The sequence below is a fragment of the Paenibacillus cremeus genome, assembly GCF_007786445.1.
Lineage (GTDB): Bacteria > Bacillota > Bacilli > Paenibacillales > NBRC-103111 > Paenibacillus_G > Paenibacillus_G cremeus.
Genome location: NZ_VNJI01000022.1, coordinates 19,453 through 44,025 on the forward strand (window position 1 = coordinate 19,453; position 24,573 = coordinate 44,025).

The 24,573-nt window shown below is 53.5% G+C and carries 21 protein-coding genes; 5 read left to right on the top strand and 16 right to left on the bottom strand.

Translation table 11 applies throughout. The features are described from left to right. Positions 1-28: 28 nt before the first annotated feature. Both FPZ49_RS17960 and FPZ49_RS17965 read right to left on the bottom strand, forming a co-directional pair. Positions 29-976, bottom strand: coding sequence for a COX15/CtaA family protein (locus FPZ49_RS17960; RefSeq protein ID WP_144849479.1), 948 nt, complete (start codon positions 974-976; stop codon positions 29-31). Positions 977-1,201: 225 nt separating this feature from the next. Further along, complete coding sequence (locus tag FPZ49_RS17965; RefSeq protein WP_144849481.1) at positions 1,202-1,546, bottom strand: thioredoxin family protein; 345 nt, start codon at positions 1,544-1,546, stop codon at positions 1,202-1,204. 184 nt (positions 1,547-1,730) lie between these two features. Here FPZ49_RS17965 and FPZ49_RS17970 point away from each other — a divergent pair, with 184 nt between their 5' ends. After that, on the top strand, positions 1,731-2,576 hold the full coding sequence (locus tag FPZ49_RS17970) for an SPFH domain-containing protein (RefSeq protein ID WP_144849483.1): 846 nt from the start codon (positions 1,731-1,733) through the stop codon (positions 2,574-2,576). Between the two features lie 8 nt (positions 2,577-2,584). Continuing rightward, complete coding sequence (locus tag FPZ49_RS17975; protein WP_144849485.1) at positions 2,585-2,788, top strand: hypothetical protein; 204 nt, start codon at positions 2,585-2,587, stop codon at positions 2,786-2,788. A 97-nt stretch (positions 2,789-2,885) separates the two neighbouring features. Here the strand turns inward: FPZ49_RS17975 and FPZ49_RS17980 are convergent, their stop codons facing one another. The 5 genes from FPZ49_RS17980 to asnB all read right to left on the bottom strand — a co-directional run bounded on the left by FPZ49_RS17980 (position 2,886) and on the right by asnB (position 9,658). After that, the gene (locus tag FPZ49_RS17980; protein WP_144849487.1) at positions 2,886-4,508 is read right to left on the bottom strand and encodes a copper amine oxidase N-terminal domain-containing protein; all 1,623 of its coding nucleotides are present in this window, start codon (positions 4,506-4,508) and stop codon (positions 2,886-2,888) included. 258 nt (positions 4,509-4,766) lie between these two features. Then, the gene (locus FPZ49_RS17985; protein WP_144849489.1) at positions 4,767-6,431 is read right to left on the bottom strand and encodes a putative polysaccharide biosynthesis protein; all 1,665 of its coding nucleotides are present in this window, start codon (positions 6,429-6,431) and stop codon (positions 4,767-4,769) included. Positions 6,432-6,495: 64 nt separating this feature from the next. After that, entirely contained in the window at positions 6,496-6,981 is a 486-nt protein-coding gene (locus tag FPZ49_RS17990; protein WP_144849491.1) for a DUF456 domain-containing protein, read from the bottom strand. A gap of 36 nt (positions 6,982-7,017) precedes the next feature. Continuing rightward, a complete protein-coding gene (locus tag FPZ49_RS17995; protein ID WP_144849493.1) occupies positions 7,018-7,767 on the bottom strand; it encodes a Cof-type HAD-IIB family hydrolase in 750 nt (249 codons plus the stop codon). 13 nt (positions 7,768-7,780) lie between these two features. Continuing rightward, the gene (gene asnB / locus FPZ49_RS18000; RefSeq protein ID WP_144849495.1) at positions 7,781-9,658 is read right to left on the bottom strand and encodes an asparagine synthase (glutamine-hydrolyzing); all 1,878 of its coding nucleotides are present in this window, start codon (positions 9,656-9,658) and stop codon (positions 7,781-7,783) included. 205 nt (positions 9,659-9,863) lie between these two features. On the opposite strand from asnB, the gene FPZ49_RS18005 reads away from it, so the two are divergent. Continuing rightward, a complete protein-coding gene (locus tag FPZ49_RS18005) occupies positions 9,864-10,712 on the top strand; it encodes a sugar phosphate isomerase/epimerase family protein (protein WP_144849497.1) in 849 nt (282 codons plus the stop codon). A 149-nt stretch (positions 10,713-10,861) separates the two neighbouring features. Here the strand turns inward: FPZ49_RS18005 and FPZ49_RS18010 are convergent, their stop codons facing one another. The 9 genes from FPZ49_RS18010 to FPZ49_RS35790 all read right to left on the bottom strand — a co-directional run bounded on the left by FPZ49_RS18010 (position 10,862) and on the right by FPZ49_RS35790 (position 21,242). After that, positions 10,862-11,953: a Ger(x)C family spore germination protein gene (locus tag FPZ49_RS18010; protein ID WP_144849499.1), complete on the bottom strand. Its 1,092-nt coding sequence runs from the start codon at positions 11,951-11,953 to the stop codon at positions 10,862-10,864. Further along, on the bottom strand, positions 11,950-13,071 hold the full coding sequence (locus tag FPZ49_RS18015; protein WP_144849501.1) for a GerAB/ArcD/ProY family transporter: 1,122 nt from the start codon (positions 13,069-13,071) through the stop codon (positions 11,950-11,952). The genes FPZ49_RS18010 and FPZ49_RS18015 overlap by 4 nt, the downstream gene beginning before the upstream one ends. A gap of 4 nt (positions 13,072-13,075) precedes the next feature. Continuing rightward, entirely contained in the window at positions 13,076-14,500 is a 1,425-nt protein-coding gene (locus FPZ49_RS18020; RefSeq protein ID WP_144849503.1) for a spore germination protein, read from the bottom strand. Positions 14,501-14,817: 317 nt separating this feature from the next. Continuing rightward, positions 14,818-16,095 (bottom strand): cation:proton antiporter, encoded by a 1,278-nt coding sequence (locus FPZ49_RS18025; RefSeq protein ID WP_144849505.1) that lies wholly within the window; start codon positions 16,093-16,095, stop codon positions 14,818-14,820. A 374-nt stretch (positions 16,096-16,469) separates the two neighbouring features. Further along, positions 16,470-18,539: a peptidoglycan D,D-transpeptidase FtsI family protein gene (locus FPZ49_RS18030; RefSeq protein ID WP_144849507.1), complete on the bottom strand. Its 2,070-nt coding sequence runs from the start codon at positions 18,537-18,539 to the stop codon at positions 16,470-16,472. A gap of 46 nt (positions 18,540-18,585) precedes the next feature. After that, positions 18,586-19,302 carry an HAD-IA family hydrolase gene (locus tag FPZ49_RS18035; RefSeq protein ID WP_144849509.1) on the bottom strand — a complete coding sequence of 239 codons (717 nt, stop codon included), beginning with the start codon at positions 19,300-19,302 and terminating at the stop codon, positions 18,586-18,588. A gap of 102 nt (positions 19,303-19,404) precedes the next feature. Further along, entirely contained in the window at positions 19,405-20,556 is a 1,152-nt protein-coding gene (locus tag FPZ49_RS18040; RefSeq protein WP_144849511.1) for a transglutaminase domain-containing protein, read from the bottom strand. A gap of 45 nt (positions 20,557-20,601) precedes the next feature. After that, positions 20,602-21,036: a hypothetical protein gene (locus tag FPZ49_RS18045; protein ID WP_144849513.1), complete on the bottom strand. Its 435-nt coding sequence runs from the start codon at positions 21,034-21,036 to the stop codon at positions 20,602-20,604. A gap of 53 nt (positions 21,037-21,089) precedes the next feature. Beyond that, positions 21,090-21,242, bottom strand: a complete 153-nt coding sequence (locus FPZ49_RS35790; RefSeq protein WP_186445892.1) for a hypothetical protein — start codon at positions 21,240-21,242, stop codon at positions 21,090-21,092. Positions 21,243-21,352: 110 nt separating this feature from the next. Here FPZ49_RS35790 and FPZ49_RS18050 point away from each other — a divergent pair, with 110 nt between their 5' ends. Both FPZ49_RS18050 and FPZ49_RS18055 read left to right on the top strand, forming a co-directional pair. After that, a complete protein-coding gene (locus tag FPZ49_RS18050) occupies positions 21,353-22,522 on the top strand; it encodes an MFS transporter (protein ID WP_144849515.1) in 1,170 nt (389 codons plus the stop codon). 357 nt (positions 22,523-22,879) lie between these two features. Next, entirely contained in the window at positions 22,880-24,457 is a 1,578-nt protein-coding gene (locus FPZ49_RS18055; RefSeq protein ID WP_144849517.1) for an S-layer homology domain-containing protein, read from the top strand. The last annotated feature ends 116 nt before the right edge of the window (positions 24,458-24,573 follow it).

Below are 24,573 nucleotides of genomic sequence, written 5' to 3' on the forward strand. Positions count from 1 at the left end.
TCAACAAGGATTTATCTAGCAAGAAGGCTTACGGCAGCCGTGGGGCTGCGTAAGCCTGAATGTCCTCCTGCGCGGACGTGCGCAAGGTGGTTATGGATAAGAAGCTTAACATGCCGAAGAGGCACGAAATCAATAAGGTGTGCAGCAAGCTCGCCAGAAGATAGATATCGTGGCCGAGCGCTAAAGTGACGAAGCCGCCGCTCAAAATTTGCAGTACCACTAAAATCAACGACCACTTCGCGGCTTCATACAAGCTGCTGCCCGGCCGGGCCTGCGTTCGGACCACCATAAACAGCATCAAAAGCACGAGCCCCAGCAGCGCCGCAGCAAGCCGGTGGGTAAACACGATCGAGGTCGCACCCGTCATCTCAGGAATGACTTCACCGTTGCACAACGGCCACCCGATACAGCCGCCCGTGGATTGGGTATGCCGTACGAAAGCGCCCAAGTAAACAACGACATAAGAGTACAGTAGGATTCCCCACACAGCCATGCGTACGCCCTTGGATATGTTCGTTCCATCGCCGTGCTGCATCGCTTCGCCGAAGCGCGTGTACACTAGAGCCAGCAGCAGCGTAAAAGCAAACGACAGCAGCGAAAATCCGAAGTGCAGCGCAAGGATGGCCGACGATTGAGGCATCACGACAGCCAAGGCTCCAAGCAAGGCTTGCAGCAGTGTGAAGAACATGGCCCCGCTGACATACCATTTGGCATCCTTCCGTTTGCTGAACAAGAAAACCAGAATCATAGTCGCAAGCAAAATCATGCTCACTACGCCCACCACAAAACGGTGACTGTATTCGATTAGAGATTCAATGGTATAGGCCGGAATGAATTTGCCATTGCACAGCGGCCAGTCTTCTCCGCAGCCGCGCCCGGATTCCGTCTTGGTCACCAGTGCGCCCATGAGCAGAATTAGAAACATCCCAATCATGCTGGCAAAGGAAAACCGCTTAAGCCATCGATGTATATTCATGTGGTCACTCACCCGCTTTTTAGACGTTTATCGACATGCATTGACAACCGCGGCGGTGGCAAACCACAACAGCTGTAACAAATTTGGACAAATGTCGATTGTTTTCAAGTTACATTATAACGATTATCGCAGGGCAAATCCATGCCCGAATGTTACAAACCCATGAAACCGAAAAAGCCCTGTCGAATGAGCATTCGAAGGGCCTTTTCGCGAAACGTGTGACGCTTATTTGGAAAGAGCGTTAGCTACTTCAATCGCGCGATCCAAGAACTGCTCGATTTCGTCCCGGGTTTTACGCAGCTTGCTGACAAAGCGCACCAGCTCCTGCCCCTCGCGGAAAGCAATAAAGCTTGGAATGCCCAGGATGTTCAGCTCACTGCACAGGTCCGGCAGATCGTCCCGGTCGATTTCGATAAAATTCAGGCGATCCTGATACGCCTCAATCACCTGCGGCATGAACGGATCGATAAAGTGGCAGTCCTTGCACCAGGTTGTTTTAAATACGGCAATGGTCGGCTTCGCGCTGGCTACAAGCTCACGGAAGCGTGCATCGGCAGATACTTTTTCCATAGATGGCACCATCCTTCATTCTTGGGGTCTTGCTGTTCAAGTCATATCCCACTTATAGCATCGGGATTACTTTGTGTCAATACGCTGCTGAGCCATAAGTTGGAATTTACATTATTTTGAAAAAGTGATATCATATATATATCAAAACAATATTTATTCATCTAGGCAGAAGGAGTGGTTTTCAGTGAAAGAAAGAAAAGCATGGGCTGTAAACGGCTTTTTAGGGCTTTTGGTTATTCTCGCGTCGCTCGTATTGGGGCTGATCCTGATTGCAAATTCCAGTTCCCTCGTCGTTGGAGGCATCCTGATTGCCGCAGGCGTAATCCTGATGTCAGGGATCGTTGTTGTTCAGCCGAATCAGGCGCAGGTCATTACGTTCTTCGGGAGCTACACAGGCTCGCTGCTGGACAGCGGCTTTTGGCTGACGGTGCCGTTCTCCGCTCGGAAAAAGGTGTCGCTGCGGGTGCGTAACTTTAACAGCGCGAAGCTGAAGGTAAATGATATTGAAGGTAATCCGATTGAAATTGCCGCCGTCGTTGTTTTCCGAGTTATTGATACAGCAAAAGCCACATTCGATGTGGACAATTACGAGCAGTTCGTGGAAATTCAAAGCGAAACCGCCCTGCGTCATGTCGCCAATAAATATCCTTATGATTCCTACGATGAAGGCGGCTATTCGCTGCGCGGCAACTCCGATGAGGTGGCCCATGAGCTGAGCCGGGAGCTGCAGGAGCGCCTGTCCGTTGCCGGTGTCGAGGTGATGGAAGCCAGGCTGACGCACTTGGCCTACTCCACGGAAATCGCCAGCGCCATGCTGCAGCGGCAGCAAGCGGCAGCGATCCTTGCAGCACGCGGCAAGATCGTGGAGGGTGCCGTCGGCATGGTCCAGCTCGCGATCGAGCGGCTGCAGCGGGAAGGCGTCATCGAGCTGGATGAGGAGCGCAAGGCCGCTATGATCAACAACCTGCTCGTCGCGATTGTCTCCGACCGATCCGCCAGCCCGGTCATTAATACGGGAAGCTTATATTAAGATCTCCTATGGCTGCGAAGAAAAATTTCCCCCTGCGGCTCGATCCCAAGCTGTATGAGCTGCTGGAGCGATGGGCGGCCGATGAATTCCGCAGCGTCAACAGCCATATCGAATATTTGCTGCGCGATGCCGCGGCCCGCGCCGGACGGCTGCCCTCCCCCCGGTCAGCCCCGCCCGCCGGGACGACTGCGAGCGAGGAGGAGTCTTCCTAGAGGCTCCCAGCCCGTGCCCTTGTAAACAATAAAAGCCTTTCATCGATCCCAGGCGGAGATCCGATGAAAGGCTTTTTTCATTTGAAAAGCAGCTTGCTTATTCTCTTGTAATTTTCACCGCTTGCAGCGTCTCATCCCAGCTCACTTTGGCCCCTAGGCTCTCCGCCACGAAGCGGACAGGAACGAAGGTCGATCCATGGACGAGCACCGCAGGCTTTTCCATCGTGACGGCTTTTCCGTTGACCGAAGCTTCAGGGCTGTCAATCGTCAGGAGAATCACCGTCCCGCTCACCGGATCGGTAATGCGCACCTGCTTGGTGTCGGCGAGCCACTTCACTTCGGCTTCCAGCTTTTCCGATACGAAGCGCGCCGGCACCATGACGACGCCTTGGTCATTGAACGGTCGGGTACTGAAGCTGTACGGGTCCGGCTGTCCCATGAGCAGAGTCACTTCTTTTTTCGTCAGCTCCAGGTCTTCCTTGAGCAGCTTGTAGAGCTGTGAATTCGGCTCCAGGGCGCCGATAAATTTGCTCATCGTCAAATTGCCCGACTCCCCCGCCAAATCGATCACACCATTCGAAGTATTTATCGTATCGACCGTTACGGGCTTGTTCACGCTCCACACCTCGGAGGTGGACGTCAGTTTAATGCTTTTCAGTCCATCGTTGTGGTCCGATTCCGGATTGGTTAAGAGCAGCTCTATCGTGGATTTTCGCGGAAGCAGATCCTGATCGGCATAAATATCCATTTTCAAATACTGGTTATCATTCAACAGCTCTTTGCCATTGGCTGTAGCTGTAAAATCAGCCACATTCTTATCATAGTTGTCCAGGTACTTTTGCAGAGTCGATTTCAGGAACGTGTAGGCGAATTCTACGGCGAGCGTTTTGTTTTTCAGGTACGGCATCGTGGTATTCGTGATCGAATTCTCATCGTCCTTCGGCTGCACGCCTTGCTTCTGCATGCCTTCGTCTACGCCCTTCATTGCTTCCATAATGACCGGTATGTACAGATCATACAGCTGTCCGAGGAAGTCCTTCATGCCCTTATCATCGGCCAAGACATTGGTCAGGAAGCCTTTCACGAGACCGATCCACTCACTGCCGTAAATTTCAGCATGCAGCTTCTGAAGCGGCATCAGTTCTCCATTCACCGACTCCGTCACGCCTGTTACGCTGATCGTATTCGGATTGGGGAAATTATTAATGAAAAAGGAAGCCATCGCCGGTGCGGCATCCACCGCCCGTTTACTCATTTGATCCAGCTGCTCTTGAAGTCCCTTGGTGACCGGCACCATCGGGTTTGGATTCGGATTCCATGCGGCAGCCCCTTTGATGACGATCGGCTTCTTCGCCCCTTCGATCCGGATGGTATACACTTGATCGGCCAGCGTCAGCTCAAACGGGATGCGGCCCTTCGCATACTCCACCGCGCCTCTCATCGATGCGTGCTGCGGATCCTGCATTTTGGAAGCGTACACTTCCAGCTTTACTTTGCCGAACAGGTCAAACAGCTTCTGCTGATCGGCTGTTGCGCTCTGTGCATCAGGCGTCAGTTCGAGGGTGACGGTTCGTTTACCCTCTGCCGATTTCACGGCCACGCTGTTGTTCAGAAGCTTGTTGACATCGAACCCGCTCACCGGCTGACAGCCCGCTACCACCAGCAATACGAGGACAAGCAGACCGCATAGAACGGCATTCCAACGCTTCATTACTTTCATTCCTAACCCTCCAGCCTACAATAGATAAAATGGGATGAGTGCGTCCTTCGCCTTCGTCTCGCTTCAAAGGATCACATCACTATACGTAAATTTATTACGACGTGCAGCGGACAAATCCTTTTTTTTACAGAAATACACTTCTTTTGTCCTATGGAAGGGATCAGGCAAGCAATGGTGCCCTGAACAGCAGCACAAAAAAGCCTCGAACGAGGACGGCGTCTCTTACGCTGAGACACCTTCGTTCGAGGCTTTTTAATTTTACCGCTCCGACATGCCTAGTCTGGCGAGGATCGGCCTAGCCAGCTTGCGCAGCGGTCCTGGCAGATGCTGAAGGTCGCTGACCGTCATTACCCGGGTCAGGAACAACAGCACCGGATAGGCCGCTCCCGTAACGGCGCAGATCAGCACCGCCTGCACCATGTCGTCCCCGCGGAGGCTGCCGAACGGGTGAATGTACGCCCGGCTGAGAACGTCCAGCGCCACGCCGATCACGCAGATGATCACGGTGGTCAGGGCTAGCGAGAGCCAGCGGCGAGCGCCCAGCACGCGGAATGGAATCGTCTGCGTACGCCGCAGCGCCTGCAGGTTCAGTACGGTCATCACAATGAAGCAAAGCGCCGTGGAGGCAATGATGCCATAGATGCCGAAGTACGCCGCCAGCACGTAGCTGCCGATCAATTTGACGGCGATGCCGACGATGACGCCGATCACCAGCGTCTTCATCCGGCCCATGCCCATCAGGACGGCGCCGGACGTCTGCATGACGATCTGGAAGATGGCGCTAACGGTGAGCGCCATAATGATCGGGGCCGCGTATTCATCAACGATCGGCGAGCCGGTCGGGTTGCCGAAGATGAAGCCGTTGATCGGACGCGCCGCCAAGCAGATGAGCAGCACCATCGGCAGGCCGGACAGGATCGACAGCTGCAGCACTTTGCCGGTTTGCGCGGCCACCTGCTCCATGTCCTTCTGCGAATACGCCGAGGAGATGATCGGCACGATCGATTGGCTGAGCGCCACGGCTAGAATGATCGGGATTCCGGCCAGCGACTGCGCGCGACCGGTGAGAATCCCTAGAATTTCCCGTGACGGCTCTTCGCCGATCACATCTTTGAGCAGCAGCGTCACGATCGAAGAATCGATCGTGTAGATCAGCGTCACCGTCATCGAGAAGATGACGATCGGCACCGACAGCTTGAACAGCTGCGCGTAGATCGTGAGGAAGCTCAGCTGCTGGGACGCGGCGGCCGACTGCTTCTGGACGTCGCTCGAACGCTCCACGCTATCGCTGCGCTTTAGCCGCATTGCGTAGTAGAGCATCACGGCGGCGGCCGCCACGCTGCCAATCACGCCGCCGAACGAGGCGCCGGCTACGGCGTAATCGAGGCTGTGGCTGAGCAATAGGTAAGCGAGCGCCACCGAGGTGGCGACGCGAAAAACCTGCTCGATGATCTGCGACATGCCGTTAGGCATCATCATCCGGCGGCCTTGGAAGTAGCCGCGCATGATGGCGATCAGCGGGAACAGCAGCAGCGCCGGCGCAATCGCGCGGATCGGCAGCGTCGCCTGCGGATTGATAATGCTCTCCGCGAAATACGGCGCGCCGATGTATAGCAGCAGCGTCATGATAACGCCGGCGATCGCGGCGAACAGCAGCGCCGCTTTATAGATGCGATCCGCCTCGGCATGCCGGCCCAGGGCGGTGCGCTCCGAAATCATTTTGCTAAGCGCGCTGGGAATGCCTGCGGTGGCCACGACCAGCAGCACGGAGTATAAATTGAAAGCAATCCCGTACGCCGCCATCCCGATATCGCCGAGCAGATAGACGAGCGGAATTCGCTGCACCACGCCAAGCGCCCTGGCTACCAGCGCAGCCAAGGTCAGGATGAGCGTACCTTTGACTAATGAATCCTTCGTAGACAAAACGTTCCCTTCTTCCTACAAGCACATAATGCCAAGGTGACCTACTTAACCGTTAACCGGACACCTAACCCTTCATAACCCAAACGATAAACAGCGCGATCATCACTAGCTGCAGGCCAAATTTTACAACGAGTCCGGAGAAAAAGCCGACGAGCGCCCCTACTCCGGCACGCACCGCTTGACGTATCTCGGTGCCTACGACTAGCTCGCCGATGACTGCCCCCAAGAAGGGGCCGATCAACAGCCCGGCCACCGGAATGACGAACGGGCCCAGGATCAGGCCTACCGTACTGCCGATTACGGAAGCGCGGGTACCGCCGAATCGCTTCACCCCGAGCGCGCTTACGGCATAATCGGCGATCAGGAGCACGACGACGATCGTCGACTGAATCAGCCAAAACCAAAGTCCAAACGGCTCGAAGCTAATCATCCAGCCGTAGACGAAAAACGCGGCAAAAATCGCCAGCGCCCCCGGGAGCACCGGATAAACGGCACCGGCCATCCCGACCACAAACAGTACGACGACAATCGTCCATGCGGCTATCGTCATGCGCTCTTTTCCTCCTTATTGCAACTGCTTATGCCATCACACCAGCGCGTACTCCCGGATAATGCGAGCCACGCCGTGCTCCTCATTGGTCACCGTCACCGTGTCCGCAAACGCCTTGACTTCCTCCTGCGCGTTCCCCATCGCCACGCCGAGTCCCGCTTCCCGGATCATCGACTCATCGTTCAAGCTGTCGCCCATAGCGATTACCTGCGACATCTCAAGACCGAGCATCTCGCAGACCTCGCGGACACCGCTCGCTTTGGTTACCCCCTTTGGGTTCACTTCCAAATTGAACGGATGAGAGTTCGTAATCTCCAGCACGCCCCAGGATTCCAGCTCCTTACGGATGGCGGCCAGACTTTCGGCTTCTTCGGTAAAGTATCCGAACTTCAGCCATTGCTTCGCATCAAGCTCCGAGTCGTCCAACCAGTGTTCCTTGTTATAGATGCCGCCCACCGAGTATGCCCAAAACCACGTGTCATACTGCACCGCCAGCACGTGCAAGCGCCGGATCAACTCCACTTCCAACGTATGACGCTGATGCAGCACCCCCGGCTCTTTCCATACCTCGCCGCCATTGACCGTCACGATCGGCGAGCGCAGTCCCAGCTCTTCCAGATAGTCTCGTACGTTCTGAATGCCACGCCCTGTCGAAAAGATAACCGTGACGCCCGCAGCCTGCGCCTCTTGAATGGCCGCCTTATTCTCCTCGGAGATCGTCTTATCCTCCAGCAGCAGCGTTCCGTCCAAATCCAACGCAACCAATTTGTATTTCCCCGTGGCCATCGCTCTTCTCCCCCTACCGCACTTGCGCCAACGTCGGCGCTTGCTGTTCTTCCATAAAGGTTTGGTGCCAAAGCGCAAACATGTAAATCGTCCAAATGCGGCGGGCGTAATCGCCCTGTCCGCTCTGGTGGCCTTTCATCATCCGGCGAACGGCTTCCATCTGAATGTAGTCCTCGATGCCGCTGCCCTCGATCTGCTCCAAAATGACCTTGCCCTGCGGCCCCTTCATCCAGTCGCGCATCGGCACCGGGAAGCCCAGCTTCGGTCGGTTCAGGATGAAGTCCGGGATAATCCCTTCCATCGCCTTGCGGAAAATGTACTTCGTCGTCCCTTCCGCGATCCGGTACTTGGCGGGAATGCGGCGCGACACCTCGTACAGCTCCACATCCAGGAACGGCACGCGCAGCTCGAGTGAGTGTGCCATCGTCATTTTGTCCGCCTTCATGAGAATGTCGCCCGGCATCCAGAGGTTCATGTCGATGTACTGCATGCGGGAGACCGGGTCCAAATGCTTGCTTTTATCATAAAATTGCTTGGCGACCTGCACCGGATTGCGGTAGCTGCGTAGCATCTCGCGGTCCACACGAACGAGCTCAGCCTTCATGTCCTCGCTGAAAATCTTCGCGTTGCCGAGGAAGCGCTCCTCCAGCGGCGTCGTGCCACGAAGGAGGTAGTTGCGGCCGTACACGCCGCTCGGCAGCACCCGTGCCAGGGCGTGCAGCATGCGCTTCACTCCATGCGGCAGCCGCTCCACCGGAGCCAGCGAGCCCGGCTCGCAGTAGATGCGGTAGCCGCCGAACAGCTCGTCGGCGCCTTCACCGGACAGCACGACGGTAACGTGCTCCCGGGCCAGCTGCGCGACATGGTATAGCGCAATCGCAGACGGATCGGCCACCGGCTCGTCCTGGTGCCAAACGGCTTTCGCCAGCGAACCGAAATAGTCCTGCTGCGTTATGATCTTATCGTAGTGCTCGGTATCGAGCGCTTGCGCCGTCTGACGGGCGATGACCGTCTCGTTGTTGGCCCCTTCGAAGCCGACGGAAAACGTCCGGATCGGCTCAATCTGGCGCATGTGCGCCGCAATCGCCGTCGAGTCGATGCCGCTGGAGAGGAAGCAGCCCCGCTCCACATCGCTCTGCATGTGATGCACGACGGAGTCCTTCAGCATCTCGCGGATTTGCTCCACGTAGTCTCCGAACGGGCGCTCCTCCGGAGCGAGAATCGGGTCCCAATAGCGCTGAATGCTCATGTGGCCGTCATAAGTCACGGTAACGGAATGGCCCGGCGGCAGCTTGTGAATGCCTTCGAACATCGTCGTCGGCTCCGGCACATACTGGAACGTCAAATAGTTGAGCAGGCTCTCCGTATGGATGTTGCGCTCGATGCCGTCCGCCGCCAGAATGCTTTTCACTTCCGAACCGAACAGGAATCGGCGACCGTCATTGTAATAGTAGAACGGCTTGATGCCAAAATGATCCCGCGCGCCGAACAGCTTCTTTTTGCGACGATCCCAGATGACGAATCCGAACATCCCGCGCAGCTGCTTCACGCACTCTTCGCCGTACTCCTCATACAGGTGCACGATGACCTCGGTATCGCTGTGCGTGCGGAACTGATGCCCCTTGGACTGCAGCGTATTGCGTAAATATTTGTAGTTATATATCTCACCGTTAAAAGCGATCCACACCGTATCGTCCTCGTTGGACAACGGCTGATGCCCTTCCGCAATATCAATGATGGATAATCGGCGGAAGCCTAGCCCGATCCGGTTTTCGCTCCAAAATCCAAAATCATCCGGCCCCCGGTGAACGATGCAATCGGTCATGCTTTTCAGCATGGATTCTGAGGGCTCTCTATCTTCAAAATACATGACGCCGGTAATCCCGCACATATATGTGTTCCTCCTATAAAATGCTGCGCTATTGCAGCTTAAACGTTAAAACTGCCCGATATAATAGTATACCATATTCGTACGGACTTGCGTAAATGTGGCGTATTCATACCTGACATGTCGCTTTTTTTGAGTAGACAGTGCTAGAGTGATTCGATATGATTTGGGCAGAAAAGGAAATCTTTGCGAGAGGGGCTTTCTTTCAATGATCAAAGGTTTATCCAGAGCAGGCATCGGACAGGTAGGTTCGGTAGAAAATTTCGCAGCGCTCGCCTCCCGTTTCGGGTTCGGAGCTATTGACGCCGGAGGAACGGAGCTGGAGGAATGGATTGCAGCAGCTGGGCGGGACGGCGTACAAAGCTTCCTGCAGGAGAAAAAGGTACAGATCGGCTCGATCGGGCTGTCGGTGGAATGGCGTCACGACGAGGACAAGTTCCGCGCCGGACTGCCGCGTCTGGCCAAGGACGCTCAGGCAGCCGCTGAGCTGGGCGTAACCCGCTGCTGCACCTACGTGCTGCCGTCGACGGATTACAACGCCGCCCATTTCATGGCGCTGGCGACTCGCCGTCTTCGCACCTGCGCCGACATTCTCGGAGCCTACGGCATCCGATTGGGCTTGGAATTCGTCGGGCCGCATCATCTGCGTACCCGTTGGGCCAATCCGTTCATCTGGGATATCCGCAGCACGCTGGACTGGATCGGAGCCATCGACAAAAGCAACGTCGGCCTGCTGTTCGATGCGTACCACTGGTACACGAATGAGGGCACGTACGAGGATATTTTGAAGCTGAGCGCGGATCAAATCGTCCACGTCCATATCAACGACGCACCGGACGTGCCTGTGGCGGAAGTGTTGGACAACGACCGTCTGTATCCAGGCGAAGGCGTGATCGACTTGACCGCCTTCTTGAAGGGTCTGCAGGCGATCGGGTATCAAGGGGTCGTCGCGCAGGAGATTTTGAGACCGCAGCCGCTCACGCAGCCGTCGGAGGAGCTGGCCGCCAAGTCGCAGCAGGCGTTTGCCAAGGTGTTCGCTGCCGCAGGTTTGGAGTAAAGCTCTAGCTCTAAGGATACAAAGAAGAAGACCGCACCTTTCTTTTAGAAGGAATGCGGTCTTTTTGCGTTGCTGCGCGAGATAGTCACGGCAATACAGAAGGAGGCGTACAGCCCCATCATCGGATCGACGCCGGCCATTCCAACTTCCTATTTCACCTTCGTCAGAGGCTCTAAATGCAGCCGCACTTTTACATTAATCTTCATAGTAGACCAATGCCGATCCCATGTATCTCTGGTTATTGGTTTGGAGAACGGCTTAGCAGTCAACTCCCCGATTTGAAGGGGGTCAATCTGTAATTTTTGCATTCGGGATAGCAAGCGGATGACATTCTCCTCCAAGTACCGTTCGATTTTTTGTGTGAGAGCGGCATATTGGAAGTTATCTTCGATTCTTGCGAGCGAATCCAATTCATCAATTCTTCCCTTCACGTCGATTTCGATGGACAGGGATGATAAATCCGGGGTTAGTTTCTTACGGGTATGCGCGCGAATATGCCCTAGCGTAACCGAGAGGTCAGGAAGGACTAAATATCGTACGAATCTGTCCCTATACAACAATTGTTTGATTTGATCATCCTTTCCACGTATCTCCGCAACCATACTGTCACGGTCGAAAAATGCTGTGCCTTCGTACAGGAACTGTTCGCCTTCCGCGCGAAATACTGGTAGTTGGGGATCGGAAACCTGAGAGTACAGCATTTTCATAAACTGGTGCAAATTGACGACCGTAATTTCGCCTTGTTTTTTCTTCTCGTAATGTTTGAACATGCGATAAAGGTAATAATCAATATTGTCTGTTTCATCCAAGTGTTTGGCCAGGAATTCATTAAAGTTACCTTTCGTGATGACTAAGTACAGCCGTTGCGAAACGTTCGGATCGGTCAGGACGGTATTGATAAGACGGGTCAGTCCCCGTTTCGCATAAGTTTCGTCCACGAACAGCAAGCGGATTTGACCGGCTTTCAGTTCGTTATAATAGGTCAAATTAAACCCCTTATTGCCTTCATTCAATAGCGAGACCTTATGGGTAAGGACTCGCTTTTTCTGCTTGATAAGAGGAGGGACGATCGTGCTGATTGTTATCTTTCCGTCTTCTTCTCCTCCACCAAGTATGGACCAGAAAATGATCGGCGTGATTTCTTCGATCATATTGTTTTCCGGTATGGGGACGCAACCGCATGCGAATGTCAACAAAGAAAACGATAGCAGCACAAGCGTTGCTCGTACGAAGCGTTTCATAAAGTTGTCCTGGCTTTGCGCTTGATCGCGATCCAGATGAGGAGAGGTGATAACAAATAAGTGGCGGATCCTGCCCACATCTGCAGGTCGAGCCAAAAGGCTTGTTCGAGCCCGGGCTCCCAAAACCATTTACTGATCGAAAGAGTGACGGCCATCGCCGCACAGCCGCTAAGGATCAGCCCAATACGCGTAGTGCTTGTCTTCGTTTTGCCTAGCAAACGAGAAGCGCCATATATCATTAACACGAACAAGGCGATTGAGTAAATGAAGCTGAACATATATGCCGAGATCAGGATAATATCGACCCTTTCGAATACAGGAGATTGCAGGTAGCGCCCCATCTCCAGGTTCGGGTATTTGATGGTTGGCAAGTATTTGGAGCCGTAGAAGAGCAAGGACGCAATGGAAATAAAGAGATACTCGCCGACCGAGATGGCGTTAGCGATCGTCAAATATTTTAGCATTTTCCGTTGCGGATTCAGCCAGTATGAAATAGCGATTAATAATTCAGGTCCGGATAACGACGAAAAAACGAGCAGTAGGGATTTCCATGCAAACGGCTCTGGGCCAATCGGAATGAGAGGGTATAGATCGTGAATCGAATTTGATTGCACAAAAATAAACGGAATATATAAAAGGAAGATCCAAATCGTTACAATGAACACAACCGTTACGAACCGTACCATGTTTTCCATTCCAAACAGCGCCAAATAGCAGCTAAGGATAAAAGGAAACACAATGTGCCATTCTCGGTCCATAGAGGGAAAAACAAATTGATGCATGATATCGGCATAACTGACTGAAATGAAAGAGAACTTAAGCAAAAGGAGCGGCAAGCTTGCCAAAGCTAAGATTTTGATGCCTGTTTTTCCGAATAATCTTTGAAAACCTTGGTACCCTTGGGCTGAGTAGGGGGTTGCGAACCACTTGGACAGCATATATAGGCAAAATTGTGAGGCTATGCCCATTGCTACAATCGCCAACAACATATACGGTTGAACGAGGGCTGAGGGCATGACAATCATGTAATAAAGCATTTGAATCCTATTGGTGAGGAAGAGTGCGTAAAAACCGCTTTCTTGATGTGAGGTTTTTCGAAACAGCGATATAGCTTGCATGGGTTCATTTACTCCTTCTTCTAATACGATACTTGTTCAAAGGACGCAATGCTTCAGGCCGATTGCGCATAGCGTGTAACGGCCCTCGGACGAAGAGATCGACCCAATCTCTCCAATAAAACGGAGATACCGGCGCCAAGTAGGGCTGGTTCAAGGACGTAAGCCCGTTCAGATGGGCAATCATGCCGACAAGTCCAAGCAAGATACCGGGAACGCCCAAATAGGACGCGAGAATCAAGAACATGAATTGAAGCAGTAAACTGGATTTGGTGACCAGATAGTTCGGAACGAGAAAAGTGGAAATCGTCGAAATGCCTGCCAATACAATTAGTACTTTGCTTGCGAATCCGGCTTCTACCGCAGCTTGTCCTATAACGATTCCACCAATAACCCCCAAGTTTTGGCTCGTTTTGGTCGGCATTCTTAAGCTGGCTTCCTTGATAATTTCTAGCGTAACAAGAATAATAAACGCTTCCCAGAAGGGGGATAGCGGCAGTTTGCTACGAGACTCGATGATTACATATAAAATTTGCAGGGGTAGCATTTGATAATGATGAGTCGTTAATGCCACGTAAAGTGGAATTAGAGTAATGGAAAGAAGGAAACTGAGATAGCGTAACGGCCTCAAGAAGCTAGCTACCAACCAGCGGTTTATATAATCCTCCGGAGACTGAAACAAGTGAAACAGCGTAATCGGAGCGACTAAGGCAAAAGGAGTATTATTGACTAAAATGACCAATTTTCCGATGCCTAGTGAATAAGCGCAGGAATCCGGTCGATCGGTCTGGAGATATTGAGGAAAGATGCTGTGATAATGGTCTTCCATAAACGCTGCAACATGTGAAGAGTCCAAAAACATATCAAAGTCGATGCTGGAAAGTTTTTTTTTCGCGACCGCTACAAATTCTGGATTGATTAGCCCGTCGATGTACATAAGGACTACGGTTGTTTGGGTTAAGGAGCCGACGGAGTATCTCTCTGTTTTGAGCGCTGTTAAAGGAAGCCTTCTTCTAATCAGCAAGATGTTTTGCTCCAGCTGCTCGCTGAAACTGTCTTTCGGGCCGAACATTATTGTTTCCGTCTCTGATGTTTCGATGGACCGGCTGAGCAGGTTGGGGAGCATAATAGCGTGCCACCGCCCGCTGGATGAGTCGTGAACGAGCACTGAACCCTTCATGAGATACTGGAAGGCTTGCTCCAAATTGGATAAACATGTGATTTTGGCGGTGGTCAGGCTTTTTTCCACTGAACTTTGGAATGATCGAACGAGAGGCACAAGAATCGATTCGTTAAGACGCTCCTGATCGATTAAGGTTCCAAGATAAATAAATGTCAAACGAATTCCATTGGTAGTCTCTCGATCAATTATCTCCGCGTCCTCAATTAGGGCGAGGCGCTGCTTTAAAGCTTCTAAAGAGATTGTCGTCATCGTTCACCCCAGAATCAGCGCGCGCTGAGATTACCTTTATTATGCTTTTCTGGATCGAGTTTTAAACAAACGAATGGATATTACTTACTAAGAACAGAAGCTGTGAGTTTGTTTGAAAAATTAAATAATCCCGCATTGATTGCGGGATTATTGTGTCAAAAAAATAAACGGGGGAGCTCTCGAATTACGCTTTCTATTAAACTATAAATATAGGATGTTGAAGCCCCAGCCGTTCTTTAATTTTTGATACAACAGCGAATTCACTCCTTTAATAGATTCACGTCCGAAAACAACGCTATCCATTATACATGCATCGCTTACTTGTCACCATCTTTTCCACCATTTTCATCGAGCTGCCCCTGAGCGGACACCAACAGCCCCAGCTTCCGTGCGACCCAAGGAGTGGTACTGGCTTGCACCAATAAAGTGGCGAGAATGGCCACAAAGACGATGGCGGAAAGCAGGCGCGCCTCCGCAAGTCCGGTGCTGGCGACGATGCCGATCAGTGCCGCAGCGATGACGCCGGTTTCTCTCGTCCAGAAGAAAAACAGCACCTCTTCTCTCGCCCAGCCGGCCTGCCGGTCCGGGAGCAAGCTCGCCAGCACCGTAACCGGTCTTGCGATAACCATAAACACGACCACGATCAACACGGCTGCTGCACCATAATCTCGTAATACCGCGAAATCCACCTGACTTCCCAGCAAAATAAAAATCAGCATCCGCAGCTTGAGCCCGATCGCATCCATAAAGCTGTGCATCGCATGCTCTTCCTTGGCGAGAACGGTCAGCCTTAGCGAGCGCGCATTGCCAAGCATAAGCCCGGCGGCAAACACGCCCATGAAGCCGCTTGCATGCATTTGTTCTGCCAGCAGGTATGCGGCAAGCACGCTGATAACGATGACCAGCGGCGAAAATTCCTTTAGTAGGCCATAATCGTTCTCCGAGATCAGGAAGGCGGCAATCGCTCCCACCACAATCCCCACCAGGAGTCCTCCGAATGCGAGCTGTACAAACTGCCAGACGATTCCTAACGCGCCAACTTGCGATTCCGACATAAGCAAGCCCATGATGACGGTTGTCATGATCGCCCCCGTCGCGTCCGTGAAGGCCGATTCCGTAATGACGGTTTGTGCGACCTTCGGGCGTACGGGGAATTTCTGAAATATCGGCACTAGCGCCGCCGGATCGGTAGAAGCCAAGATCGCTCCGAGCAGCAGAGCGACCATAAACGGGATCCCCACGATCCATTTCGCCGCAAGCGCGACAATGATCGCGGTGAGAACAACCCCAGTGGTAGCCAGCAGCGTGACCGTGCCCCATACCTTACGCAGCACCGCGAAGCTGGTGATCGTCCCTCCGTGAAACAAGATGAAGCAGGCTCCGAAAATCAATATCCATTGATTCAGCACCGATTCTGCCGGAAGCTCAATCATGGAAAGCGCTGCCGGTCCCAGCGCCATGCCGATCAGCAGAAACACCGCCACATCGGGAAGCTTCAGCTTCTCCGCCAGCCTCCCCCCTAAGGTGCCTGCAAGAAAAATAACTAATAAATGCATCATTAAATGCTGCGCTTGAACGACGGACTCGGAATGCATGGACTTCACACCTTTTTCATAAAATCGGAACTTATGTTCGAAAAACAAAAAAGAGGAGCCTGTTGGTGACAGACTCCTCCTAATGATTCCCTATATCATTAAAATCAATTATAGAGCTAATAAATGCTGCTTGCAACCGAAACGAAGGTTTTTCATTACACCACGCTCAAAAACAATATGGTCAAAATAAATCGTTTGAAAGAAGATGGAATGGTTCTCTTGCGATTCATCCGTATACACTCCAATGCAGGTTCATTCGTTCCTACCCTACACTTTAATATACGCAAAAGTTTTTCCTTTGTGCAACTTTAGTTGACCACACTAAAAAAGAAACCTCCCGCCGCCTTAGCAGCCAAGAGATTTCTCCGCCTACCTTATGGTTTTTTCGTCGATTGCGTTTGTGCTTGAGCTCCAGCCTTGCCCTTCGGGACCCCGTCGAGCCCGTAGTACTGGTCGTACGCATCGAAAATTTTGCGCGCAATCGGCGCGGCTCCCCACGAACCGTATCCGCCTTCCGGAACCACAACGGCAACCGCCAGCTTCGGTTTATCGGCCGGCGCAAAGGCGATGAACACGGCGTTATCGACCTCTTTGCCTCCGCCTACGCGCTGCGTGGATGTACCGGTCTTTCTCGCGATCTCGTAAGGGAAGCCGTCAAAGCCCTGGATGCCTACCATCTTCATCCCCTTGAAAACGGCATCCCAGTAAGCATTCGGGAACGTCGTCTCTTCGAGTACTTCTGGCTGGTTGAACTCCTTGACCGTCTGGCCCTCGTACGTCTCAATCTTGCTCACAAACTGCGGCTTGATCCGTTTCCCTTTATTGGCAAGCGTTGCCGCGTACTGTGCCAGCTGCAGCGTGGTGTATTTCTCGTTCTGGCCCCAGGAAGCAAATACCATCCGGGATTGCACGGTTTCCTTCGTATTTTCCTTAAACTCGCTTAAGCCCTTGTACTCTTTCGGCAGTCCGCTGCCCGTGGTAACTCCCAAACCGAACTTGTTAAGGTAGGACTCCCAAATGTCAACCGCTTTATTACCGCTGCGCATATAGAGCGCATTGCCGATCATGGCGGACATGAACGTGTTCGACGAATGCCAGATCGCCTCCGTCGCATTGATGCTGCCCCAAGCCGTACCATCGGAGTTGGACAGTTTGGCGTTGTTGTCTTTCCCGTAGCTGAAGCTTCCGGTATCCTGATATCTCGATGTCGGCGTGAGCAGCCCTTCATTGAACCCGACCAGTACAGAGAGCGGCTTGATCGTTGAGCCCACATACACGATGGACGTCGGATGCTTGGAAATCTCATCCTGCGGGTAATCCGGATACGCCGTTGTGATCGTACCGTTGTTAATAAACGGCTGAATCCGGTTGTACTCATCCTGAGGTATGCCGCCGAACCAAACGGTCGGGTCGTAATCCGGCATGCTGGCCATGGCCACGACGTTGCCCGTATCTACTTCCATCGCGACCGCATAGCCGGCGACGGCATTTCTTCCTTTGTTCGCGTACGGGTTGTTGCGCGCCTCGGGACCTTTCAGCCAGGCCAGCTGATCCATGATCGCCTGCTCCGTCGTGAGCTGCACGTTCTTGTCGATCGTCAGGAACAGATTGTTGCCCTTGATCGGCTTCGTAATTTCCACTTTGCCGATAATCTTCTGCGCCGCGTTGACAGGATAGGTCTTGTATCCGTTCTTGCCGCGCAGCTCGCCCTGATACATGTACTCGATGCCGTCGTAGCCGACATCCTCCGTATCCAGGTAGCCTTCGGCTTTTTTATCCTTGTAAAAATCCAGCCCGTACTTCGGCTCCCGCGCGCGGGAAAACGGCCGCATGTACCCGACCAGCTGCACCGCCGGCGTATTCTCCTGATCGTAGGTCCGAATGCTCTCCTCGGTAATCTCGATCCACTTCAGCTCGTCCCGGTGCTCATAGATAAAGGCCATTTCCTGCTCGGACAAGTCCGACTTGATCCGCCGAGGCACGGCAAAATAGCTCGGAGCGGCCGTTTTATTCTTATCGAGGTCGTAGCCTACATCCATTTCTTTAATAATATCCAGAGCGGTCAGCTTCTTCTGTGTAGGCTTTCCGTACTTGGTAAAAATCTCTTCCAGCCGCTTCGCCAGCGCGATGACGTCGTCCTTCGGCTGCTCCTGCTCGATGCGGAAGTACAGGGACTGCGTTGAGGTCGTGTAGGCGATCGGCGCGCCAGCGCGGTCATAAATATTGCCGCGAATCGGCGGAATCGGCGTATTCGCTTTGTTCGTATCGGCTTCCTGGGCCTTCAGCTCCTTACCTTCCACGAACTGCAGCATGGCCAGCCTTACAATTAAGACGGAGAATAAGAAGAAGGTAAAGAAAAAGAAAATATTAATGCGAAAAGTGAATGAGCGGCGTTTGTTCGACTCTTGCTTCTGCGGGTCGTCCATAACGATCGGCTTTTTCATGAAGCGGTTGTACTCCTTTACTCTGATTCATTAGGTTTGTTGCAGCTTACATTGCCAACAGCTCACGCAGGGAATGAATGCCTTCTCCTGAGTGGTAGTCATAGCGCTTGATCTTCACCGCATCAATGCCCGCCTGCGCCGGTGCCCAGATGTCGTTGCGGTCGTGGTCACCGATATACAGCACGTCCTCGGGTGCCAGCTCCGAGCGCTCCAATGCCAGTCGGAAAATCGCCGGGTCCGGCTTCTCGAGCCCCACCTCTGTCGACACGATGACGGGATCGAAATAGTGCAAAATGCCTTTATGCTTCAGGATCGAGGCCAGCGTGGGGGCAAAATTCGAGATAATTCCCAGATGGTAGCCCTGCTGCTTCAAGGCTGCGATGCTATCTTGCACATCGTCAAACAACGCGTACTGCTCCGGCGAAGTGAACAGATCGTACATCTCGGAGCTGCACTCATCCAGCTGCTCCTCTGTCCATTGCTCCTCATGCACATCCAGCTTCAGCAAGATGTACCGGTACAGCTTCACCCAGAAGGCCCGATCGGATTCCGGTGTACACACCTCAAACGCGTCCAGCGGCTTCCCATAATAGAATAGACGAAACGCCTCGGTAAAAAGTTCACCGATCCGCACTTCATCCCGATGGAGCGACCGGCTGGCCAAATACTCACGCATAATGGACCGGGCCGCCGGGATCGTGAGCAATGTATCACCCACATCAAAAAAAATCGCTTTATATGCTTTCAGCGGTTTACGCAGCATGCTCTATCACCTCTAGTTGTTTCTCTTCTTAGTGTACCACAAGTGAGGCGGCAAGAGAAAAGCCGGAATTTGTCGGCCTCTCGGCGCAAATCCCGGCTGCAGCTATGCTTCTTTAATATGTGTATCCTTGAAGTTCGGCGGGTTAAACCAGTTGCCTCCGCTGGCGACCCACGTGGAATCTAGCGGCACCCATTGATTTTTTTCCGACAGGTAGACCTCATTCCATGCATGCGGGCCATACCCGCCACGGCCATCGTATCCCAGCCCCGTAACGACCTTGACCTCCAGCCCGACCGAACGGGCCATGACCGCGTACAGGCGCGAGTAGTCGATGCAAACGCCGAGCTTGGTGTTGAAGGTTTCCTCCGGCGTTTGCTCCTTCCAGATGCGCTGGTCTTCGTACAGCTTGACCTTGTCCCAGTCATACTTGACACGCGTTCCGACCCAGCGGTACAGCAGCTTGGCCTTCTCTTCGTCGGTCTTGCCCTTCGCCGTCACTTCCTTGGCCGCCAACGCGACATCCGCAGGAACCTTGGCGTCGAGCACCTCATATTTGCGCTGTAAAATGTTCGTGAACTCATCCTCGACCGCTCGCGTAAAGACCGGCAGCTGGCTTGCGATGAATTCGCCGGCCGCCGGCTCGATCACCTCGGAAGCACCTTTCTGGTACAAGGAAGAGGCTTGAATGTAGCTGGCCGCCGGTGTCTGCGGAAACAATGCCGTTACGATGAAAAGCACCGCAATCATCACCAGGCCGCGTCCAAGCCCGGTCACGGCTCCCAGCGCCCCGCCAATCAAGCTGCTGAACAGCGTCGGATTGCGCCGCCCGTCCATCGGCCCCCGCGAAGACGACCAGTAGTGCTCGACCAGCGGATCGAGAACCCGGTACAGAAGCTGCTTGATGAGCCCGTAGCCCAGCACAAAAACGATACTGAACCGAAGCAGCGAAAAATCGCGCAGTGCCGTAACCGCCGTGTAGTAGAACGACTTCCAGCCGTCCAGCTCCTCCGAGGGAATGGTGATGCCAAGACCCGTCAAATAAGCTTGCAGCTGGGGCGACAGCCAATTGGTCAGCTCCCAGGCCAGAAACAGGCTCAGCAGCGTCGCAATCCCTTCCATTACCATCAGCACCAGCCGTTTGGCCGAGGAGGATGCGCCGTGCACTAAGCCTTGTATGACTGACACCAGCACGACGAGAGCGATGATGATCGTTATGACATTCGTTTTCTGCAGCTCTTGGAACCAGGTGTTCACGCGATCCTCCCCTTTCTTTTTTGCAGACTCTTATCGGCTCGAGGCTTACATGCCTGCGTTTTTCTTCGCTTGATCAATAAAGCCCTTGAGTACATCGTCCACCTTCAGATTGAAGGTTTGATTCATGAACGTCACCTGCACGTCGCTGGCGCCTGGCTTGCCGTCCACCTTAAGGCTCTTCGTCGTAATCGTGAACGAGCCGTCCGGGTTCAGCTTATACTTGGCGTCCTTCACTTCGTCCGTAACAGCTTTCATCGCCTGCGTCTTCACGTCGGCCGCCACCTTCGCGCCTACTGTCGTGCCCATCTCCAGCAGCTGATCCTTATAGCTTGCTCCGTAGAAAAACAACCCCGCCAGCACAGCCAGTACGATTGCCCATTTAATGACGGTTTTGACAATTTTGACGACTAAAAATAATACGATCAGTGCCGCAGCAATAATATACCAACGTTCCGCCAAAAAGGCTGTAATAAAATCCATTCGCCATCGCTCCCCTCTATAGTAAGCCTTGTTCATCATACACCAATTTGCGTTTAGTCTTCATCCCTTTTTTTCCGCAGCTCGGCGAGCTTTCGCTGGATTTGCTCCCCCCGGTCCGGCTTGCGCGACTTACGGAATGTCCACCTGAGACGCAGCAGCGCGATCAGCACCACGGCGACCAGTACGGTCAAGATCAGCGGATCCATCCGAGCACTCCTTTCGGTCTAAAAGCTTGTTCTATTCACCGGCTGGCAGGCGTACACCTAGTAAGGTACAGGCATGCGAACCATCCAACACTAAGCGTGAGGTGATGCGGGTGAAAACCGCCGTTTGGCTCTACTTGTTTATATTCGTCGCCTTCTTCGATCTGCATGCGCAGTATCCGATTCTGTCTCCCTTCGCTATCTCGCTCGGGGCCGCGCCCTCGTTCGTTGGTCTTATTCTGGGCGTGTACTCGATTACGCATTTGCCCGGCAACCTGATCGCAGGCTATGGCGTAGATAAATTCGGCAGCAAGGGCTTCATCGTCTTCAGCCTGATTGTAGCAGGAATCGTGCTTTTAGTTCAATCCCGGGTCACCAATCCGTGGGACCTCCTGATCATCCGGTCTATCAGCGGCTTCGTTCTCGCTTTTCTGTCTCCTGCGTGCTTGTCGCTGCTTGCCAAAATCGCCAAAGACCGCGTCCAGCAAGGGAAGCTGATGGCCGGCAACGGCATGGTGCACACGATCGCGTCCGTCCTCAGCCCCGCCGCCGGCGCTTATTTGGTCGCGAAGTTCGGCTTCGCCAATTCGTTTACGTTTCTGGGCTGGGGCCTCATCATTACCGGCCTGCTAGCCTGGTTCGGCGTCAAGGAGCATCAGTACAAAAAAGCGGCCGCAGAGCTGTTCCCTCACGGTCATCTTCCAGTGCTTCAAGGCGACGAAGCTGCGGCTGGAGCGCCGGTGGGACCGGAGCGTATTCCATGGCTGTTCTACAGCGTGCCTTTGGCGATTTCGTGCTCGCAGGGCATCTTATTTTTCGAGCTTCCTCTAATGAAGGAAACCCACGGCTCGATTCTCACGTCCGGCGTCTTTTTCTCCCTCATCAGTCTAGGGGCGCTGGTGACGCTGAGCATGCTGTTTTTGAGCCGCTTCTCGCCCATTCTACGCACATCGTTCGGTGCACTGGCGCTTGCCTTAATTTTTTTCGGGATGTCCGTGCACTGGCCGCTGCCGATGTCCGCATCCTTGTTCTTGATCGGGATGGCGAAGGGGATCATCTACCCCGCAATCGCTTCGTTTCTGGCCAGTGTGACGAGCAGCAACAAGTACGGCCGGATCTTCTCGATCCTCTCGATCTCGTATTCTATCGGAGCCTTCATTGGCCCCATTGTTGCCGGACAAATTCGAACTTATACCTCGCCTTATTTTTTTGCCTTCCTCTTTCTTATGCTGGCGCTGTCCCTGCTTCCGATCCGCACCATTTCCGCACCTGTTCGCGCTTAAGTAGAACTGATAGAGTCGTCCGCTTCGGCGGGCGGCTCTTTCTTTTTACCCAATTGGGTCCGTGCTGTGGGAATCAAGTTTCTGGTTCATTAGTCCAAAATTTGGACGAGCCCGCAACCTTCGTATATGCACGTGCGTTAATACAGGTCAATTAGCGTCGAATCGGGGCGACTGGAGTTAAGCGTGTGGGACCGCCGAAGCAATTTCTTGTAGTTTTTCCTAGGACCGTCATATTCTGGATTTTCAGACCGAAGCCTTTTAAATGGATAATTTGGGAAAAAGGAGGTGAGATGCATTTTGTCACACGATCCACGCAATCCTTCTACAAAAGCACACAGAGATAGGAGTGAGTTCCGTATGAAGCCTGCAATTTTGCAAAAAACGGCCCAGGTTACCGTCACGCTGCTGATTCTCTCCATGCTGCTTCCGGTGCTGGCGTTCGCCTCTTCCGGGTTTAAAAACGTCAGCTACAAGAACGGCACCGTGACCGGTACAGTGTATTCCGATGTTTACAGCGTCAGCTCGCAGGTGTACATGTACGATCCGAGCGGCCACCAGCTTGCCGTTACCGGCGTTACATACAGCGTGTATGACGGGGTATACAATTATTCCTTCAGCGCCAGCGGCTTGAGCACTTATTCGTATCTTAATTTGTATGGCCCTGTTGGCGGGACACCTGTAGCCGATTCCGTTTATCAAGCGGTTTACCTGACCACGGATCCCGTCAATGGCGGTGGTGGCTATGGCGGTGGTGGTGGCGGTGGCGGCTGGGCATCCTCCGACTCAATCAGCGTGTATGCTTCTGGATTTGTAAGCAGCGATCAGCTGCTCAATTCCTTCAACCAGTATGACACGGTGACCTTGTCGCTTAGCGGCGATTTCGCCCTGATTCCGGCTAAAGCGCTCAACAGCTTTACCTCGGATCCGAAGAAGCTGCTCAAGGTGACGAACAGCAACGGAACGTACAGCATCCCGCTGAACGTACTGAAGCTGCAGCCGCTCGCGGACAGTGTCGGCGTTTCTGTAGACGATCTGACGCTGAAGGTCTCGATCAGTCAGGCCAGTTCGGCGACAGCCAATAGCGTCACTGCGGCCGCCGCTCAGCTTGGGGGGACATTGGCCAGCAGCGTCGTTGATTTCAACATCGTGGGCCTCGGCAAGGACAACAAAACCGCTCCACTGGACCTGGGCAACAGCTACCTCAGCCGGACGCTTCCGCTGACGAAGACGGTGAATCCGAACCAAGCGACCGCCGTCTGGTACAACGAGTCCACACAGAAGCTTAGCTTCGTCCCTGCCGTCTTCTCTGGGCAGTCGGCCGAGATCAAGCGCAATGGCAGCAGCCTTTACGCTGTGATCGAGTTGAACAAAAGCTTCAATGATACGCACGGCCATTGGGCTGAAAGCAATATTACGCTCTTGGCTAATAAGCTTGTCGTAGACGGTGTTACCGATACGACGTTCCAGCCGGAGCGCAGTATTACCCGTGCGGAATTCGCCGCTCTGGTCGTTCGCTCCCTCGGCCTCGCCACGACCGGCACCAGCAGCTCGTTTAAAGACGTCGCTGCCAGCGATTGGTTTGCCGGTGTCGTCGGCGCTGCGGTCAACGCGAAGATCATCGACGGCTACGAGGACGGCACGTTCCGTCCAAGTGCCAGCATCAACCGCGAAGAGCTCGCGGCGATGGTGGTGCGCGCCCTGGCCTATGCCGGCGCGAAGCCGGACGTGAGCAGCGAGCAGCAAGCTGCGCTGCTGGCGAAGTTCAAGGACGCGAGCAGCATCGTCTGGGCGCAGAATGAGATCGCTGTAGCGATCAGCGCCGGCATCATCGACGGGATGACGGACGATACGCTGGGTGCCCGTGGCACCGCTACTCGTGCGCAGTCCGCTACGATGCTGAAGCGACTGCTCACCAGCGCGAAGTTTATTAATTAGTTTTAGAAGCAGAACCTTCCACTCTCCGAAATAAAAGAGCCTCCATCTCCGCTTAGCGGCGGATTTGGAGGTTTTTTGTCGTACCAAAACTGGAAAGGATTGCTACCCACAGACGA